Origin of the sequence: Thiolinea disciformis DSM 14473 (genome assembly GCF_000371925.1) — a bacterium.
GTDB lineage: Bacteria > Pseudomonadota > Gammaproteobacteria > Thiotrichales > Thiotrichaceae > Thiolinea > Thiolinea disciformis.
Genome location: NZ_AQVE01000002.1, coordinates 105,852 through 124,933, shown reverse-complemented (window position 1 = coordinate 124,933; position 19,082 = coordinate 105,852). Strand labels below are relative to the sequence as shown.

The window sequence follows — 19,082 nt, the reverse complement described above, 5'->3', positions numbered from 1 at the left end:
TTAGCTAGGACGCGAAAAGACATGCAAAGTTGAGACGCCCATATCGCCACCGGATGGTAGGCGAATCTCCCCCACACGCTCCAGTGATTCTGCATCATAGATGCCAATATCGTCAGCCGTGCCGCCCACATAGATAAACTTGCCGTCCGTGGAAACATTAATGCAGTAATAGGTATGCGGTAATTCGACGCGTTTGATCAATTTATCAGTCGCCAAATCATGCTTCGATAATTGGGTATAAACCCCGAACAATTTATCGGGATGTTGGGGGCTACGTACCCCACTAAACATAATGACTTCCAAAGGCGCAAAATCATCAATCGCGGTTTCACCTGTTTTCAGATTGACTGTTTCATAGCCCCAGACTGCCTTACTGACTTCTTTCTTGCTGGTATCTTTAAACTCCATGGCAGTATAAAGCAGCATAAACTCATTATTCTGTGAACCAATCGGCCAGAACGCTAACACATCAGGGCGCGAATAAGTGGGGCGATCCCAAGAGGCATTGGCAATTTTCACACTAAACTTGCCGGTTTGTGGATCCACTTCAAATAACTCATGTCCCGAGGCATAGACTTTTCCATTTTCACCCGTTGCCATTACAGTAATGCGGCGGGGGGCGGGAAAGGTACGCAATGGCTTGGCCTTTAGACCAGCCGCTGTGTCATAGACCGTAAGTTGCGGCTCCAACACTTCAAAATGGTCACGATGCAATTTAGTACGATTCTGGATGGTGTAAAGTTCCTTGCCATCTTTGGAAACCGCCAGCGAGCCAATGGTTTTAGCACGAACTCCATCACCCGATTGAATGGCGGAGAACACTATATTGCAGGTGTCGACCTCCACCCCATACACATTTTCCCAATAGCCACTGAGGATATAGACGATTTTATTATCCGGTGACATGACCAAAATCCCCGGATTCATAATGCCTTCTAACTTACACTCCTTCACGATAGCCTTAGTATCGGCATCAATTAAATACAGATTATTAGGCTTACTCATCGTGACAATAAAGTCTTTTGCTAAGACTGATTGTTGCACTCCGAGTAGTAATAAAAGACCCAAGCCAAGCCGACTCATCCAATAGTTGATGCTCATAGTTATAAGTCCTCATTGTCTGGAAAAATCGTACCGAGCGAGCGCCAATCCTTAGTAGCATTGGGAGCTTTATCACCCCATTGATTATGGCTGGTCATGGTGTCAGGCACTTGGGCTGGCCACCAGCAAGGATCGGAACATCCATATAAATCAGCCTCCATCGGTTGGCAGAGTGCTGCCACACCACCGAATGGATCAACTTCCCAGCCCGGATCAAATGTAGCCGTACAACCCGCTACCCCTGCTTGCATGGCAACAACATCATCCACTTGCCCTGCTTCTTGAGCTTTCAATAATAAATCGGCTTTTTGGTTTAAAGGTTTCATGTGTTTCATTTTCCAAAGCTCCTGCGTGGCGCAATATGTTCATGGAAAAAACGGGGGTTGTGTTTCAGAATACGCGCATACGCACCAATACCGAAGTCAATCCAGTCCCGCATTAATTCACAATAGTGATAGGTCGGCATCATAGGGTCAGAGAAATGCACATAAGACTCGTGATAACAGCCACCCGCGCAAAGATTACGGATGCGACAGGTTTCACAACCCTTCCCAGAACGCTCTGCACGCGTCTCAATAAACTGGCTCAGGGCTTGTTTCTTGATACCCGTTTCGACCGTGCCGAAGGTTTCCATATCCGAACCGGTAAAACGGTGACAGAGATTTAAACCGCCCTGATAATCCACGGCCAACATACCCAAACCCGCGCCACAAGGCAGCGCCTTCGAACGGCCTTCCCATAAATCCGTCATCATCTGATGCATATTGGAGAAGCCATTGTTTCGGCCCGCGATGGCCTCTGTGACATAGTGCTCCCCTAAGTGCTTCATATTGGCGAACACCTGCTGCATTTCCTCTGAGCCAATATTGTGTTGCTCAATAGCGCCAGAGGTTACTGGCGAAAAGCCAACTTCTTGAAAACCTAAATCATTTTTCAAATGATCCCAGATAGTCATCACATCCGTGACGCCTGCCGTCAAGGTCACCCGCCCACCCACTGGACGCGAACGATAGCGACTCAACAATAAACGTACTTTAGCGACAACGGTTTCATAACTCCCTTTGCCGCCTACGGTAAGACGATTCTTGTCATGCAGTGCTTGTGGCCCATCCATAGATACGGTTAGACCAAAACGATGCGCGTCAAACCAGCTAATCAAGTCTTCAGTCAGTAAAGTAGCATTAGTAGTCAAACTAAAATCAGCTACCGCATTGACTTCTGCTAGACGTTTTTGCGCATAATCGACCACTTGCCGAATTAAAGGCATATTCGATAAAGGTTCACCGCCGAAAAACACAATGTTGTATTGTTTACGGTCAGGGCTTTCGCGCAGCAATAATTCCAAGGCATTAACCGCCGTCTCAAACGCCATCTTATTGCCTTTAGAAGGCGTCGTCAGGTCTTCCTTATAGCAGTACTTACAAGCAAGGTTGCAGCCCGTGTTCACATTCAAAACAATGGTTGTCAGGGGGAACTGCTTGATTTCTATGGGCTGTTTGCGCTCGGGTAAGCGTTGTAAGCTATCCAAAATCTCCAAATCACGATAGCCTTGTAAGCGTTCCAGCATAGCGTCAGGGGTAATGCGTGTACTAAACTCTGCCTCCAAATCGGCAGCACGCACTTGGCGTTTTTGTTGCAAAAAGCCTAGCACTTCATGATCTATTGCATCGATTTCAAATAAGGAAGTGGTTGGCACATGAAATAAAAGATGCCTGCCATCCTGTTCGAGCTGATGCAAATTTTGCGCTTGATAATACAAAGTCATGGCCTACTCCTAACGTAAAGGTGGATCAATCCAACGTTGCACCGTGACAATCATCTGCGCTTCACCGGTCGCACCCTCGTAATCGGCAAGCACCTTCATATTGCCTGCATTATTGGTGGAGTAAACCCGCTCTGGGTTAGGTCCGGCCTCTGCTGTCGCGAACAAGCCCATTTTCTCATCCATTTTACCGACAAACTCAGCATCCTTAAGCTTTTCCGCCTCCTCATTAAACGGTTTGAGCTGCCAAGTCGGATTAACTTTGCCAATGCGTATATCATCCTCGGTATTCGGCTTACCATCAGCCCCATTCAACCAAGCCACTGCCTGAAACCAAACATTTGCAGGGGGCGTTGAGCTACCATTTCCACCGACCCGTGCCACCGCATAAGGTGGCTCAATGCTTAAGCGATCGACTTTGTCATACACAGGTAACTTAGCAACAGACTCCCCCACTGTTAAATCCACTGAGGCGCCGACTGCTTGGCTAGCCACCTTCACTTTTGCACCAAACTCCATTTTGCTGAGTGGCTCAATCGCCTTAGCAGATGAGGTGGTAATTTGATCAATGCCCGCACCAATCACCACGACCTCCTGCTCCTTACCTGCTTTTAGATTTTCAGGATAAACCGCTAAGATTTGTGTTCCCGTCCCTTGCTTAGCGGCCTTAAAGACGGTGCTTAAATTATCCTGCCCTTTAGCAAAATGACGCCCTTCAAGGTTTTTACCATCTTCTGATAGCGCCAGAATTTGCCGATAAGCTTGCTCACCCAAACTCACCGAAGCGCGCCATTCATAACCGGTATAAATATTTACCGTACCTTTAAGAGGATAGGTTTTGCCATCTAGGCTTTGTAGATTACCCTCTAAGTGCAACACCCCCTCTTTTGGACTCGCTGTCATTACGCCAAATACAGGTCCAACCCCTGCAATACTGCTCGAAACCACCCATGAACCGACTGGATCAGGTTTATTCGCTGCTTTCCATTGAGTCCAAGCCTCAGTTTCTAAAGGATATTGTTCAGCCAACAACGGCACCATGGTTTCAACCGCGATTTTGTACCAATCCCGATCGCGGCCTAGCGACTGATATTCAATGGTAGGAAATTGTCCAACATGGAAATCAATATGGGTGCGCCACTCATCTTTAGTACGGCGTTGTAAAGCGACTCGGGCGGCGGTATGACACCGACCACACATTTCCACAAATTGATTATTAAACTTAACCTCTTGCGCCGCTGGATCACGATCGAGGGCATAACGTAAATCCTTGGTTTCAGAGGGTGCAAGACCTTGAGTATCTGATAAATATTGAACAATCAGGCGTTGCGTATTGGCATCAAGCTCTAAGCCATTTTGCCTACGCATGCGTTGAATGGTCATTTGCCAAGCTTCGGGCGTTTTGCGCTGCCCCGAGATACGCGAATAAGTACCATCAGGCTGCTTATGACACGCTGCACAATTATTTTCTATCAGCTTAGCACCATCCGGTGCTGCCGCTATTGCAAGATGGCTTGACGTTAGCAATAAGCCTAACGCTACCCAGCTATATCGTAGTTTCATTCTCTCCTCCACTTTTTTACTGACTTATGCGTGAATCGGTCGATCCAGCAAATGATGCCGATGTAGCCATTGCCAACATCGCATCAATACAGCTTGACTCACTTGTGGCTTACACAAGCGTTCAAAGCTTTCAAAATCTAAAACCTGCCCCTGCTTTTTCCAATTCCAACAAGCTTCTAAGGTATCTACCAAACGTAACTCACCAAACCAAGCTACTGGGCTTACTTCATCAGGTACTTGTAGTAAACGGGTTGCTTCAATCTGATTAGCGCGAATGGCAGGGCCGGTAAAAATAATGGGCTTACTGACCGAAGTGAAATCTATTGGCTGTTGATCCGGCCAGCTAGCACGTTGTTGCCAAAACTTATGCTGCTGTCCTGAAGCCTGATAAAAATCACGCCCTACACGTGCTTGCCGCCAAAACGTCTCGGTTTGACGCTGACGATAAAATTGCGCGCATAAGGCTGTTCGCTCTAAGCTAGGATCGTGTAATACCGTATTCACCACAGCGACGGCACTCAAAGCTGAAGAAAATGCCCAAAACATGCCATGTCCAGACAAAGGATCAAAAGCACAAGCAGCATCCCCAATCGGCAAAATGTGCTCAGCCAAATGCCAAGTTTGATGCAAACGAAAATCTGCACCTCGCACTACCGGTTTGCTAAGCACTTGGGCTTTCATACCAAAAGCCTGCTGCCACGCTGTTTCAATAGTTTTTGCAAGCTGGTCTTGAGCAGGCAACGTATGTGCATCCACCAATAACTGCACCCAAACATCACGCTTAGATGCTGCTTTGGCACTCCACAACCATCCCTGCTCTAAAGCAATAATCTGAGTACCCACGGGCCATTCAGCGACTTGCAGCCACGCGGCAAGCGCTACATTCTTCGGCGCACGTTTAGCATGTTCCATGCGATTCGCACGGCGCCCGCGAGCATCTACGACAAACCGTGCTAATAAAGGCTCACCCTGCGCTACATGAACGTGTACGTGTTGATCATTTGGTTGGAATCTGACTATCCGTTGCTTAATCCCTATAATGCCACGCTGTTCAGCGCTACGGCGTAATAAGGCATCAAACTGAGGCCGATCGACTAAATGCTCACCATTAGCAGAATCCCTTAAGCTGCCCCAGCTCACTTGCCTTGCTTGATAATCACTCACGGCTTGTAAAGCGGATTCTAAACCTTTGCGCTGCAACAATTGTACCGCACGCGGCGCTAAGCCTTCTAAACGCGCTGACACTTCTCCCGCATCAACAAGACCTACCCGATAACCTAATGCATACAATTCACAGGCGCATAACACTCCAGCAGGCCCGCCACCCGCAATAATCACATCGAATTGCTTAGGTTTCTTTGCAGTAAGTACCGTCTTCATACCTCGCAGTTTCCAATAAGCTTTATGAGAGTGATTGACAAATCCGGTCAAATTCAGGAACTTAATAGGCGGAGAGCTTATATCAAGCTAGGAGAGAACTTATGCCATCCGCGAGAGTTACCAGTCTTGCCTTACGAGGTATGGAGCAACATTTTGGCCGCGATGGGATTGATGTCTTGCAAGTAGCCCAGCATTACGGTTTGCCAGACGATTTATGGGTTAGTCATGAACAAACCATTTCTTTAAAACAATTTGTACGCTTATTGGAAGGGTTAGGCGATTTGGCGCTGTTACCGGATCGTACTTGGCAAGCGGGCTTACATTACAATATTGCCGAATTAGGCGAGACAGGCAAACTGATTTGTAGTTGTAAGACCTTAGGGGATGCCTTATTAGCCTTGCGCGACTTCTTTAACCTACTACAAAGTGATGCTTATCTCTCCGTCCAGATTAATGAGCAACATACTACCGTAGGCTATAAAATACTCAATACCGAAATTTGGCCGAGGCGGCGTGATGCTGAATTTACCTTAGGCTTAGTCCAAGGCATTGTGCAGCGCTTTGTCGCCCCTCAATCCTATCCTTGTAGCGTTATCTTGGAAGACTACTCGGATGCCAGTCGTCTGCTGAGTCAAACCCTACACTTTCCCTGTCACGCAGGCGGCGATACTAATCAATTTCGCTTTCCTACTGCGTTACTGAATACTAAACAGCCCATTTCCCTCGCTCCCGCCGAACATCCCACGCAATCCTTACGCCAACGCTTACAACAACAATTAGCTCAAAAACACCGTACAACGCCGCTCACTGATCGAGTACGTTGTTGCATTTTACGTCACTTGGGAAATTCAGACATCGATCAGGCGCATATAGCGCAAGCGTTGGGAATGTCAGAACGTACTTTGCGCCGCAAACTGGCCGAAGAAGGCCATGCTTTCCAAGAAATCTTGGATGCTTGTCGGATGCAAAGCGCTGCGTTAAACCTAGAACATAGCCAGCTCACTCAAACGGAAATCGCATTAAAAACCGGCTTTTCCGAACAAAGCTCTTTTATTCGTGCCTTTAATAAATGGTTTGGCGAGACACCCACGCAATATCAACGCCGCATTCGCTCGACAATGCCCTCTATCCACACTACACCTAGCGATTAACCCTGATATCCCAAGGCCACACACAGAGTTTGTACGAGACACAGTGTCGAATTGAGCGATCTAAAGCCACGCACATCTGCCTCACGTACAATCAACACCGCATCCGCGTGTTGGGTATGAGGGCAAAGCTCACTATCGGTAATCAATACCACTTTCGCCCCCTTTTCCCGCGCAAATTGCACCGCTTCCGTGGTGGTTTGCCCATAAGGATTAAAAGTAATCGCCACGAGTACCGACTCCGCAGTAATCCACTTCATTTGCTCAGGAGCCATAGCGCCTTGGCCATCAATTAAATGACAACGCACATCCATTTGGCTCAGCGCATAATTCATATAAACCGCCGCCGGAAACATACGCCGCACACCACAAATAAACACTTCATTCGCTTGTGTAAGTAGTTGTACCGCGCTATTCAGCACCTCAGGCTTAATCTGCTGTTGTAATAGCCCTAAGGCCAGAATATTGCCTTCAGCAAAATCATGCAGTAGCAAAGCAGGACTCACCTCACCATTGCCACCTGCCGCTTTTTTTAATTGACTAATACGTTCACGGTAATTACTGGGATGATCAATAATTTGATTTTTATACAGGCGTTGTAACTCCGAAAAACCATCGAAACCGAAGTAATTGGCAAATCGCACCAAAGTAGAAGCGTGTACACCGGCCTTTTCAGCAATTTCGGCTAAAGTATTAAAGGCAATTTGCTGGGGATGCTCCACTAAATAGATGGCCACTAATTTGAGGCGGGCGCTAAGATTGGGCTGTTCCGCAACGATTAAGGTATGTAATTCCTCAACCGTCCGCGGCAAGCGCGCTCTGACTCCGGTAGAGGTATGGGGCATAGCTGAACTCATGAGTTTATCCTTAATCAATCCCATCGTTTTTCCTCTCATGTCTAGCACATGAAGGCAGGAAAGCGAACTAGACTTTTGCACGCATTATAAAGGAAGGCCGGTATTGGTTAATCATGCGCTTAAAGCACCCAATGCCACCCTACTAATTACGCGACCGCATTATCCCTATCCATATCTGCTAAGACAATAGCGTGACTTTTCGTGCCGCAACCTAAGTAGCTGATAAAGCCAATCAAGCACGAGGTGGCTCAGAAAACGGATAGGATAAGCGTATATAAAAAACATTCAACGCCCACATTCCTGAAGGCGTTGAGTGCTTTACTAGATTCAGAAATTACTTGGCTAGAGCGGTGTTAAGGACAGCCATGGGGGAAGTCTGATTCGCTTTTGCGATAGCGTCCAAAGTCGTGGCTGTAGGATCAAGCTTCCAGCCTTTAGCACTTAATTGCGCTTGCAAATCTTCTAACGATTTGCCGGTCAAGCCTGCAACTTTATCCAGTGGCGCATTTAATACCGTGCCAATGACTTGCTTGGGGCCGCCGCCTTCACCACCGGCTGGCGTGATCAGCATAGCGGCAACTAACACCACCACAAAAGCACCAATGACGGCCCAAGCGGATTTTTGGGAGAAATAGCGGCTAAAAAGCTTCCAATTACCAATCAGATGCATAATAACACCCGTCACCATGATCCAGCTCGCCCACTCATGTACCACTTTGGTGATGCCAATATCGATGTGGAAAAACATCATGATACCGGTCACCGCCATTAGAATAAAACCACCTATCGTCACAGGCGTTGCCCAACGACGAATGATTGCTAAGTCCATTTTTTACACTCCAAAATTTTTTTAAATTGCTGAAAGATTGCGTCTTCAGGCGCTATATTCCTTGATGCATCGCACCATTTGAAGCAGCTTTACCAATCTTTACAAGCCATTCACTTTTCTTAACAATAGACTTGATAAAGCTCAAGTTTGACAGCACATAAGGTGGTTTTGACCCTATCTGTCTCGGCGGAATAGCAAGAAGCCCAGATAACAGAGTAAACTAGTCGCACTTTATGTTTTGTTAGGTTTTAAACACATATCATGCTCCAAGATACTTTAAATAATACCAATCTCGCTTCCGAACATGTTTTGACGCCACCTGAAGCCTTCAAAGTACAATGGCCTTTATCTGCGCAAGGTGAGGACTTTGTACGTAGTAGCCGTGATACCATTGCACGTATTCTGTCACGCGCGGATCACCGCTTATTGGTAGTGACAGGGCCTTGCTCTATTCATGATGTTGATGCCGCCAAAGAATACGCTTTGCGTTTAAAGAAATTGCGCGAACAAGTGGGCGATACTTTATATCTGGTGATGCGTATTTATTTTGAAAAACCACGGACTACTGTGGGTTGGAAAGGTTTAATTAATGACCCTGATATGGATGATTCTTTCCATATTGAAAAAGGTTTGGGCATGGCGCGTGAATTATTGTTATGGCTAGCCGAACAAGGTATTCCAACCGCTACTGAAGCGCTCGACCCCATTACACCTCAGTATTTATCAGACCTATTTGCGTGGGCTGCGATTGGTGCACGTACCACAGAATCGCAAACCCATCGTGAAATGGCGAGTGGTTTATCGACACCCGTAGGCTTCAAGAATGGAACCGACGGTAATTTAGATGTCGCCATTAATGCCTTGTTATCAGTGGCTCATCCGCACAGTTTTCTGGGCATTAATCAAGCTGGCCAAGTCACAGTGATTAAAACACGCGGCAATAAATACGGTCATATTATTTTACGCGGTGGCAAGCACCCGAATTATGATAGCGTGAACATTGCGCTTTGCGAAAAAGCGCTAAGCAAAGCGGGTTTAGCACAGAATATTATTGTCGATTGTAGCCACGGCAATTCCAGCAAACAACACGCTTTACAAGCACTGGTAGCAGAAAATGTTGCGAATCAAATCGCTGATGGGAATAAATCGATTGTTGGCATTATGCTGGAAAGTAACCTTTTCCCCGGCAATCAAAGTATTCCAAGCGATTTAACGCAATTAAAATATGGTGTATCGGTCACCGATGCCTGTATTGATTGGGATACGACTGAGCAATTATTAAAACACATGAGCAAACGTCTGAAAGAAATTCTACCAACGCGTATTGCTTAGTTACATCTGGCAGCTAGCCGTTAATGGCTAGCTGCTAAAGCCCCCCCAATATCCTCAAATTAGCTTAGCTATTACAAATCCAAACTCAACTGCTCTGGCCTCCAAGGCTCAGCAAAATGCACGCCAACTCCCAATAAACGCACCGGCACTTGGCGACGTTCCCATGCTTGTTTAATAAGTGGTAAAAACAAATGTTGTTCTACTAGCGAAGTCGTAGTCTGTGCAGTCGTCAATACAAAGTCATGAAAACGGATTTTTACCACTAAGCTTTTCGGGACTAAACGCTGCGTTTCTTGTGCCTTGGCTAAACGCTGCTTTAATGCTTGAAACAAGGCTGGTAATTCAGCATAGCAACTGACTAAATCCGGTAAATCAGTGGCGAAGGTATCTTCTACACTGATCGATTTATATGTGTTGTCTACACTCACTGGACGATGGTCAATGCCACGCGCAAGATCATATAAGCGTGTCCCAAAACGGCCAAACTCTGCACAGAGCTTTTCCTCCGACCATGTTTGCAAATCAGCACAAGTACGCACCCCTAATTCAGCTAAACGTTCGCTAGTCATTTGCCCTACGCCTGGAATTTTTTTCACCGACAAAGTGAGCATGAATTTACTAATCATTGTTGGGCGAATCACAAACTGACCATTGGGCTTATGCCAATCACTAGCAACTTTAGCGAGGAATTTATTGGGCGCAATGCCAGCAGAAGCCGTGAGCTGTAGCTCTTGCCAAATACGTTGGCGAATTTCACTGGCAATTAAGGTTGCACTGCCTTGATGCTGCGAAGCAGCAGTCACATCCAGATAGGCCTCATCCAAGGATAATGGCTCAATCAAATCAGTATAAGCCGAAAAAATGCTATGAATCTGTGCAGAAACGGCTTGATAAACCGCACGACGCGGTGCTACGCGAATTAAGTTTGGACATAAGCGCATCGCAGTCTTCATCGGCATCGCCGAATGCACACCAAACTGCCGCGCTTCATACGAACAAGTTGCTACCACACCGCGCGCATCAGGTGAACCACCCACAGCAATAGGTTTTCCACGCAAAACTGGATTATCCCGCACCTCAATCGCCGCATAAAAGCAATCCATGTCGATGTGAATAATTTTGCGCAATGAAGTATCAGTCATGTGCAGCAGTGTAGCAAAACTTGCTACTGCAAAATAACTGGCATTTCGCTACGCTAAATTTAATAAACATTATTGAGAGGAGCACGCAAGCACCATGACCCAAACTAATTTTCTGATTTTAATGGTCGATCAAATGAGCGGCTGCATGTTGGCTGAACCCATGCTCAAGTACCTACACGCGCCCAATATCAAGCGTCTGATTGAGCAAGGTGTGAAGTTTGAAAATGCTTATTGTGCGAGTCCATTATGCACACCAGCGCGTGGGAGTTTTATGACGGGGCAACTCCCTTCGCGCTCAGGTATTTATGATAATGCGGCGGAATTTCCTGCCAGCACGCCCACTTTTGCTCACTACTTACGCTTAAAGGGCTATCAAACCGCCTTAAGTGGAAAAATGCATTTCGTCGGGCCTGATCAATTACACGGCTTTGAAGAACGCTTAACCACCGATATTTATCCCGCTGATTTTGGCTGGACACCGAATTGGCATGATCCACTCAACCGTATTGATTGGTGGTATCACAATCTACATTCAGTCACTGAAGCAGGTACAGCGGAAATTAGTAATCAACTTGAGTTTGATGATGAAGTGGCCTATTTTGCTCGCTTAAAGCTGCATCAATATGCCCGCCGCTTGGACACGCGCCCGTTCTGCTTAACCGTGAGTTTCACCCATCCACATGACCCGTATGTGGCACGGCAGAAATATTGGGACTTATATGAAAACATCGATATTCCCATGCCGAGTGTAGCTGCTATTACTTATGCACAGCAAGACCCACATTCACAGCGTTTGTATGATGCGGTGAACTATAGCCACTACAGCATTACAACAGAACACATCTATCGTGCGCGCCGCGCTTATTGCGCCAATATTAGCTATCTGGATGAAAAAATCGGTGAGTTACTGCAAGTGTTAGATGATTGCGACTTTACAGATAACACGGTGATTGTGTTTTGTGCAGATCATGGCGATATGTTGGGCGAGCGTGGGTTATGGTACAAAATGTGTTTTTATGAATATGCGATGCGCATTCCCTTGATACTTCATGCCCCCCAGCAATTTACCGCTAAGCACATCAAAACGCCGGTTGCCGCACAAGATATTCTGCCCACCTTAGTGGAATTAGCCGGTGCTAATCCACACAATTTAGCCTGCCCGATTGATGGCAAAAGTTTAGTTAGCCTCGCACAAGGTGAGGAACAGAACGGGCGCGTGGTGTATGGCGAATATTGTGCAGAAGGCTCGGTGGAACCCATGATTATGATCCGTCAAGGCAGGTTTAAATTTAATTATTGTGAAGCTGATCCGATCCAGTTATTTGATTTAGAGGCTGATCCGCAAGAGCTGAATAATCTAGCGAACCATCCAGACTATGCGCCTTTATTACAAAGCTTTCAGCAACAATTAAAACAGCGCTGGAATCTTGAGCAGTTCAAACAGCAGGTGATGCATAGCCAAGATTGTCGGCGTTTAGTCGATAGTGCGAATCGCCAAGGCCAATTCAAATCGTGGGATTTTCAACCGCAACACGATGCCACCCAACGTTATATGCGGAATCACCTCGATTTGAATGTGTTAGAGGCGAATAACCGCTATCCCAAACCCTCAAGCCACTAAATCGCTAAGTGCTTGTTGAATTCGTGCAAAACTGGCTTGAGCAGCCTTGACTTGATGACGTGCATGGAGATAACCGTGCACTAATCCGGCCTCCAAAACCCAAGTCGCTTGACCACCAACCTCTTGAATCTTTTCACAATACAGTTGTGCTTCATCTACCAAAGGGTCGTATTCAGCACTAAACACAAGAGCAGGAGCTAAGCCTGTAAAATCTTGCTCAGCTAACGGAATACCTGCTAATGCTTGAGGAAGCTCCGTTTGTCCTAGCCATAGCTGCCAATAAGTTAGCATACTGGTGGTGGTAAGCAGCGGGGCTTCAGCATAACGTTGATAACTATCCAAACTCAAATCTGAACCTAGCACCGGATAAATCAGCACTTGTGCTAATGGTGGCTTTGGCGACTGTTTAGTAGCCTGCGCGACATGAGCAGCTAGACAGGCACCTGCACTGTCACCCATGACAATCAGCGGCAAATCGCTCTGTGTTGCAAGCTGCGTATAGGCAAAGACTGCATCTTCTAAAGCAGCAGGATATAAATATTCGGGTGCCAACCGATAATCAATCGAACTAATTTTTAGTCCAGTCCCTGCGCACAAATCCGCACAAATGCCATGATGACTATCCAAACCACCTAAAACAAAACCACCACCATGAAAATAAATAATCTGCGCACGAGCTGATACTTTTTGATGCTGATAAATGCGTGTATTGATGGTGTGTTGCTTGGAAATAAATTGCCCATCCTTAACACTAATGTCCTGCGAAATCGGCACTGCAAAACTCGCCAATATTTGATTATATAAGGCTCTTTGTGCCTCAATCGCTTGCGTTTCTGCACCGACGGGATAGTGCGCATCCACCTGCTGAATAAATGCCTGCAAATCTGGCTCTAGCAAGAGAGTATTCTTTTCTTGCAAAAAAATAGTTGACATAGTTTCTCTCCAAACTCTACTTTGTAAATAAAGTAAAGCATAGACCTTCAAGACTGAATAGAGGAGAGCTAAGGTTTTGAATACATGTACTTATAAAGTGCACGGTTCATCTGGAGCTTATTGATCACTAAGATCGAATAGCCAAGATCAAATTGTAGAGGAGGAGATAAATTTATGACGAACTTACCACAGCTAGAAGCAGAGCTGCGCGCGGGCACCTTATCAAGACGCGACTTTCTAAAAGCAGCTGCCTTGTTTGGATTAAGTGCTGCTGCACCTTCAATTCTCTTAGGCACATCCGCTTATGCCGCTGAACCCCAAAAAGGTGGACATCTCAAAATTGGCACTGGCCACGGCTCTACCACTGACTCCCTAGACCCTGCTACCTATGAAAATAACTGTATGCAGTCGATTGGCAAAACCATTCATAACTACCTCACCCAAGTCGGCGCAGATGGCAAATTAGGCCCTGAGCTGGCTGAGAGCTGGGAAGCGAGTGATGGTGCAAAGAAATGGGTCTTTAAACTGCGCCAAGGTGTCGAATTCCATAACGGTCAGAAAATGACTGCGAAGGATGTGGTAGCCTCGCTCAAGCATCATAGTGGTGCGGATAGTAAATCGGGCGCAAAAGTGATTGTGGATACCTTTGCCGATATGCAGGCGGATGGCGACCACACCGTTATCATTACTTTAAAAGATGGTAACGCCGATCTCCCCTATCAAGTCAGCGACTTCCACCTAGCCATTATGCCTGCAAATGCAGACGGTAAAGTAGATGCCAAATCAGGGATTGGCTGCGGTTACTACAAACTGAAAAACTTTGAACCTGGTGTGAAATCTTCGGTAGAAAAATTTGCGAATCATTGGAACGCAGGCGCAGTCCACTTAGATTCCGCTGAGTTTATTACTATTGCCGATGTGACTGCACGGGTAAATGCCTTAACCACAGGCGAGATTGATGCTGCTGACCGCATGGATGTAAAAACCTTGCATCTGCTAGCACGTAACAAAAATGTGCGAGTGATTGAAACCAGTGGCAATGCGCATTATTCCATGCCGATGCGCTGCGATACCGATCCTTATAAAAACCCAGATGTACGCTTAGCCCTCAAATATGCGGTTGACCGTAATGCTATGCTAGAAACAGTATTGCGTGGACACGGTTATATCGGTAATGACCATCCGATTGGGCGCGCGAATCGCTATCTTGATAATAATTTACCCCAACGCGCTTATGACCCTGATAAAGCCAAATCCTTACTAAAGAAAGCGGGCGCAGAAGGTTTGAAAGTACAGTTGAGCACCTCTGATGCAGCCTTTGCCGGTGCGGTGGATGCAGCCGTACTTTACAAAGAACATGCCGCCAAAGCTGGGATTAATGTAGAAATCATTCGTGAACCTAGCGATGGTTATTGGTCGAATGTGTGGATGAAGAAACCGTTCTGCTTCTGCTATTGGGGCGGTCGTCCAACAGAAGACTGGGCATTCTCAACCGCTTATGCTGCCGATGCTGAATGGAATGATACGGTTTGGAAAAACGATAAATTCAATAAGCTCTTGGTAGAAGCACGGGCGGAATTGGATGAACCCAAACGTGCAGCCATGTATGCCGAAATGCAAATGATCCTTAGCGATGATGGTGGGGCGATTATTCCAATCTTTAACAACTATATTGGTGCAGTCACCAATAAAGTGGGCACACCCGAGGTCATTGCCAATGACTGGGATTTAGACGGTCAACGTGCCGTATTACGTTGGTGGAAAGTAGCCTAAACATCACTTAGCCAGTTAGCAACTCCTTCTTGATTAGAGAAGGAGTTTCCAAGTAGATGCTTTAGGAGCTAGATCAATGGGGTCTATTGTCAATGTCATTTTGCAGCGATTAGGCTTGGGCATCCTGGTTCTATTTGCCGTATCACTGATTATTTTCCTAGGCGTAGAATTACTGCCAGGGGACTTATGCCAAGCCATTCAGGGACAGGCTGCAACTGAATCGACGGTTGCCGCGTGCCGCCGTGATCTTGGTTTAGATCAAGCAGCCCCCGTGCGTTACATCCACTGGTTAGGCAATATTGCGCAGGGGGATTTTGGAACATCCCTAGCTAATGGCCGCAAGATTTCCGAACTTATTAGTGTTCGCTTAGGTAATACTTTTTTTCTGGCTGCTGTGGCTGCTGTGATTGCCGTACCTTTATCCTTAGCCTTAGGCATTTTAGCAGCCCTGTATCGCAATAGCTGGTTTGACCGCTCGATCAATATACTCACCCTATCTTCGATTTCCTTTCCCGAATTTTTTGTGGCGTATATTTTAATTCTTATTTTTTCGGTGAAATTAGCATGGTTTCCAAGCCTTGCTGATGTGAGCCCAGATACGCCGTTTTTTGAGCGCTTGCATAAAGTCTTTCTTCCCGCTTTAACCCTGACTTTAGTGGTGATGGCACATATGATGCGTATGACACGCGCAGCCATTATCAACTTAATGGCCAGCCCCTATATTGAAATGGCTAAATTTAAAGGTTTGAGTCGGGCACATATTATTATGCATCATGCCCTACCCAATGCGTGGGCACCGATTGTAAATGTGGTTGCGTTGAACTTAGCTTATTTAATTGTGGGTGTAGTGATTGTTGAGGTGGTATTTGTTTATCCGGGCTTGGGGCAATTAATTGTAGACTCGGTACAAAAGCGTGATATTCCTGTGGTACAAGCCTGTAGCATTATCTTTGCTGCCACTTATGTGCTGTTAAATCTGACAGCGGATATTTTGTCGATTGCGACTAACCCAAGGCTGTTACATCCACGATGAAACTCGATAGCCCTACAAACCTAAGCACCCATACTGCGGTAATTCGCCCCAGCAAATTAAACCTTGCTTTACGCGAGCTTTGGAAAGCACCCTTGAGCGCTAAGCTTGGCATCATTATTGTATTGGCATATGTCTTTGTCGCGCTGTTTGCGCCTTGGCTCACGCCTTATGGTGAATCTGAAATTGTCGGCGGCCCCTTTGAACTGTGGAGTGAAAAATATCTACTTGGCACTGATAATTTAGGCCGCGATATGTTTACGCGCTTACTATACGGTGCACGCAATACTATAGGGATTGCGTTAATAACCACGCTGCTTGCTTTCTTCATTGGCGGTATTACTGGCATTCTTGCGGCGATTCTAGGTGGTTGGGCTGATCAAATCATGAGTCGCGTTGTGGATGTGTTAATGGCGATTCCTTCACTGATTTTCTCTTTATTACTGCTGACGATTTTTGGTACTTCTATTCCAGTGCTAATCGTGATTATTGCAGTGCTGGATTCAACCCGCGTGTTTCGCCTAGCGCGTGCAGTGAGCTTGAATGTAGTGGTCATGGATTATGTGGAAGCAGCACGTTTACGTGGCGAGGGTTTGGCATGGATTACTTTACGTGAAGTTTTACCAAATATTATGCCTCCCTTAGTCGCTGAGTTTGGCTTACGCTTTTGCTTTGTGTTCTTAACCATTGCTGCGTTGAGCTTCTTAGGCTTAGGCATTCAGCCACCCACTGCTGACTGGGGCAGCATGGTGCGCGACAATGCCACACTCATCTCTTATGGTGACGTTACTCCTCTTCTGCCAGCGGGCGCGATTGCACTCCTAACCGTGGGGGTGAACTTCATTGTGGATTGGTTCTTACAAAAAACCAGTGGATTAAAAGATGGACAATGAAACTCAGGCAAACAAATCCAGTGTGTTATTAGAAATACGTGCTTTACGCATTGATGGAATGCGCGATGATCGCTGGCATGAAATTGTCAAAGGCATTGATCTTACTCTGCACCGTGGTGAAGTCTTGGGTTTGATTGGTGAATCGGGTGCAGGCAAATCCACTTTAGGTATTGCCGCCATGGGCTATGTGAAGCCCGGTTGCCGATTTTCTGGAGGCTCTATTCACTTTGACGGTATTGATATGCTCGCCGCGAGCGAAGCAAAGAAACAGGCTTTGCGTGGAGTGCGTATTGCTTATGTTGCCCAAAGTGCAGCGGCCTCTTTCAATCCCGCTCACCGTCTCATTGATCAATTTGCTGAAACCCCAATTCAGCATCAGCAATGTAATAAAGCTGAAGCCTATGCGGATGCCAAAGATTTATACGGCAAATTGCAAATGCCTGATCCTGAACAGATTGGCTTTCGCTATCCACACCAAGTCTCTGGTGGGCAATTGCAGCGTGCGATGACAGCGATGGCGATGTCCTGCCGCCCTGACTTAATTATTTTTGATGAACCGACCACCGCTTTGGATGTCACCACACAAATTGAAGTGCTGATGACGATGAAGGATATTGTGGAGAAATTTAATACCGCAGCGATTTATATTACCCACGACCTTGCGGTGGTGGCACAAATGGCGGATCGAATTATGGTATTGCGCCATGGCGAATTGGTCGAAGAAGCCCCAACCTGTACCATGCTATCCGCTCCTCAGCAGGACTATACTAAATCGCTCTGGGCTGTGCGTTCGTTTACTAAAACTCGCCTAGCAGAAAATACTGATGAGCAAGCCATTATCAGCGTAAAGAATGTGACGGCTGGTTATGGAATGCTCGATATTTTACACGAGATAAATTTTGATCTACATCGAGGGCAAACTGTGTCGGTGGTGGGTGAGTCGGGTAGTGGTAAAAGCACCACAGCACGAGTGATTACGGGTTTATTACCGCCGCGTATAGGTGAAGTGCTGTTTCAAGGCCAAGCACTACCGAAAGATTATCGGCAACGTAGCAAAGATCAACTGCGCCAAGTACAAATGATTTATCAAATGGCAGATACGGCGATTAATCCACGCCAACGCATTCGTGATATTATTGGCCGCCCCCTGGCCTTCTATTTAGGGATGAATCCTAAGCAGTGCGAAGCACGCACCCGTGAATTACTCGATATGATTGAACTCAAACCTGATCAATTTATTGACCGTTTCCCCAGTGAACTATCCGGTGGGCAAAAACAGCGGGTTTGTATTGCCCGTGCCTTAGCGGCAGAACCCAGTTGTATTATTTGTGATGAAGTTACCTCGGCGCTTGATCAACTCGTGGCTGAAGGTATATTGCGCCTGTTAGATCGCTTACAGCGCGAATTGAATTTAGCCTATATGTTTATCACCCACGACCTTGCAACCGTGAAAGCCATCTCGGATGAGGTCGTCGTCATGCTCAAAGGTCGGATTGTCGAACAAGGCAGTAAAGACACGATCTTCTCACCGCCTCATCATGAATATACCGAAAAACTGCTTTCCTCCGTGCCACAAATGGATCCTGATTGGATGAGGAATTTGGTGGCACAACGCTCGCCACAGCACTAAGCACCCGACCATTTGTGCACTGCACACACTAGCATACCAAGAGCGAAACGCTTTGTGTTACACTCACTCCCCCCACGCAATAAATAAA

16 protein-coding genes are annotated in these 19,082 nt (G+C 46.5%); 7 read left to right on the top strand and 9 right to left on the bottom strand.

From position 1 onward, the window contains the following. From peaD to qhpG, 5 genes are read right to left on the bottom strand one after another with little or no spacing between them, the layout of a single operon-like run. Complete coding sequence (gene peaD, locus A3IE_RS0102125; protein ID WP_020393930.1) at positions 1-1,101, bottom strand: quinohemoprotein amine dehydrogenase subunit beta; 1,101 nt, start codon at positions 1,099-1,101, stop codon at positions 1-3. Positions 1,102-1,103: 2 nt separating this feature from the next. Then, positions 1,104-1,436 carry a quinohemoprotein amine dehydrogenase subunit gamma gene (gene qhpC / locus A3IE_RS0102120; protein ID WP_020393929.1) on the bottom strand — a complete coding sequence of 111 codons (333 nt, stop codon included), beginning with the start codon at positions 1,434-1,436 and terminating at the stop codon, positions 1,104-1,106. Next, positions 1,433-2,866 carry a quinohemoprotein amine dehydrogenase maturation protein gene (peaB, locus tag A3IE_RS0102115; protein WP_020393928.1) on the bottom strand — a complete coding sequence of 478 codons (1,434 nt, stop codon included), beginning with the start codon at positions 2,864-2,866 and terminating at the stop codon, positions 1,433-1,435. The genes qhpC and peaB overlap by 4 nt, the downstream gene beginning before the upstream one ends. 9 nt (positions 2,867-2,875) lie before the next feature. Further along, the gene (peaA, locus tag A3IE_RS0102110) at positions 2,876-4,426 is read right to left on the bottom strand and encodes a quinohemoprotein amine dehydrogenase subunit alpha (RefSeq protein ID WP_020393927.1); all 1,551 of its coding nucleotides are present in this window, start codon (positions 4,424-4,426) and stop codon (positions 2,876-2,878) included. 24 nt (positions 4,427-4,450) lie between these two features. Next, entirely contained in the window at positions 4,451-5,806 is a 1,356-nt protein-coding gene (qhpG, locus tag A3IE_RS0102105) for a flavin-dependent monooxygenase QhpG (RefSeq protein WP_020393926.1), read from the bottom strand. A gap of 101 nt (positions 5,807-5,907) precedes the next feature. Here qhpG and qhpR point away from each other — a divergent pair, with 101 nt between their 5' ends. After that, complete coding sequence (gene qhpR / locus A3IE_RS0102100) at positions 5,908-6,957, top strand: AraC-like transcriptional regulator QhpR (protein ID WP_020393925.1); 1,050 nt, start codon at positions 5,908-5,910, stop codon at positions 6,955-6,957. Here the strand turns inward: qhpR and A3IE_RS0102095 are convergent. Further along, positions 6,954-7,811, bottom strand: a complete 858-nt coding sequence (locus tag A3IE_RS0102095; RefSeq protein WP_169333046.1) for a MurR/RpiR family transcriptional regulator — start codon at positions 7,809-7,811, stop codon at positions 6,954-6,956. The two genes, qhpR and A3IE_RS0102095, sit on opposite strands and share 4 nt — an antisense overlap. Before the next feature lie 334 nt (positions 7,812-8,145). Further along, a complete protein-coding gene (locus A3IE_RS0102090) occupies positions 8,146-8,640 on the bottom strand; it encodes a DUF4405 domain-containing protein (protein WP_020393923.1) in 495 nt (164 codons plus the stop codon). A gap of 261 nt (positions 8,641-8,901) precedes the next feature. Between A3IE_RS0102090 and A3IE_RS0102085 the strand changes: the two genes are divergently transcribed. Beyond that, positions 8,902-9,972, top strand: coding sequence for a 3-deoxy-7-phosphoheptulonate synthase (locus A3IE_RS0102085; RefSeq protein WP_020393922.1), 1,071 nt, complete (start codon positions 8,902-8,904; stop codon positions 9,970-9,972). A gap of 71 nt (positions 9,973-10,043) precedes the next feature. Here A3IE_RS0102085 and dinB read toward each other — a convergent pair whose 3' ends face one another. Next, the gene (dinB, locus tag A3IE_RS19665) at positions 10,044-11,114 is read right to left on the bottom strand and encodes a DNA polymerase IV (RefSeq protein WP_020393921.1); all 1,071 of its coding nucleotides are present in this window, start codon (positions 11,112-11,114) and stop codon (positions 10,044-10,046) included. 94 nt (positions 11,115-11,208) lie between these two features. Between dinB and betC the strand changes: the two genes are divergently transcribed. Beyond that, positions 11,209-12,735: a choline-sulfatase gene (gene betC / locus A3IE_RS0102075; protein ID WP_020393920.1), complete on the top strand. Its 1,527-nt coding sequence runs from the start codon at positions 11,209-11,211 to the stop codon at positions 12,733-12,735. On the opposite strand, the gene A3IE_RS0102070 is transcribed toward betC, so the two are convergent. Next, on the bottom strand, positions 12,724-13,668 hold the full coding sequence (locus A3IE_RS0102070; protein WP_020393919.1) for an alpha/beta hydrolase: 945 nt from the start codon (positions 13,666-13,668) through the stop codon (positions 12,724-12,726). The two genes, betC and A3IE_RS0102070, sit on opposite strands and share 12 nt — an antisense overlap. A gap of 174 nt (positions 13,669-13,842) precedes the next feature. On the opposite strand from A3IE_RS0102070, the gene A3IE_RS0102065 reads away from it, so the two are divergent. From A3IE_RS0102065 to A3IE_RS0102050, 4 genes are all read left to right on the top strand, one after another. Beyond that, the gene (locus A3IE_RS0102065) at positions 13,843-15,441 is read left to right on the top strand and encodes an ABC transporter substrate-binding protein (protein WP_020393918.1); all 1,599 of its coding nucleotides are present in this window, start codon (positions 13,843-13,845) and stop codon (positions 15,439-15,441) included. A gap of 76 nt (positions 15,442-15,517) precedes the next feature. Beyond that, on the top strand, positions 15,518-16,474 hold the full coding sequence (locus A3IE_RS0102060) for an ABC transporter permease (RefSeq protein WP_020393917.1): 957 nt from the start codon (positions 15,518-15,520) through the stop codon (positions 16,472-16,474). Beyond that, on the top strand, positions 16,471-17,364 hold the full coding sequence (locus A3IE_RS0102055; RefSeq protein ID WP_020393916.1) for an ABC transporter permease: 894 nt from the start codon (positions 16,471-16,473) through the stop codon (positions 17,362-17,364). The genes A3IE_RS0102060 and A3IE_RS0102055 overlap by 4 nt, the downstream gene beginning before the upstream one ends. After that, positions 17,354-18,994 (top strand): ABC transporter ATP-binding protein, encoded by a 1,641-nt coding sequence (locus A3IE_RS0102050; protein WP_020393915.1) that lies wholly within the window; start codon positions 17,354-17,356, stop codon positions 18,992-18,994. Before A3IE_RS0102055 ends, A3IE_RS0102050 begins: the two co-directional genes overlap by 11 nt. Positions 18,995-19,082 lie beyond the last annotated feature (88 nt).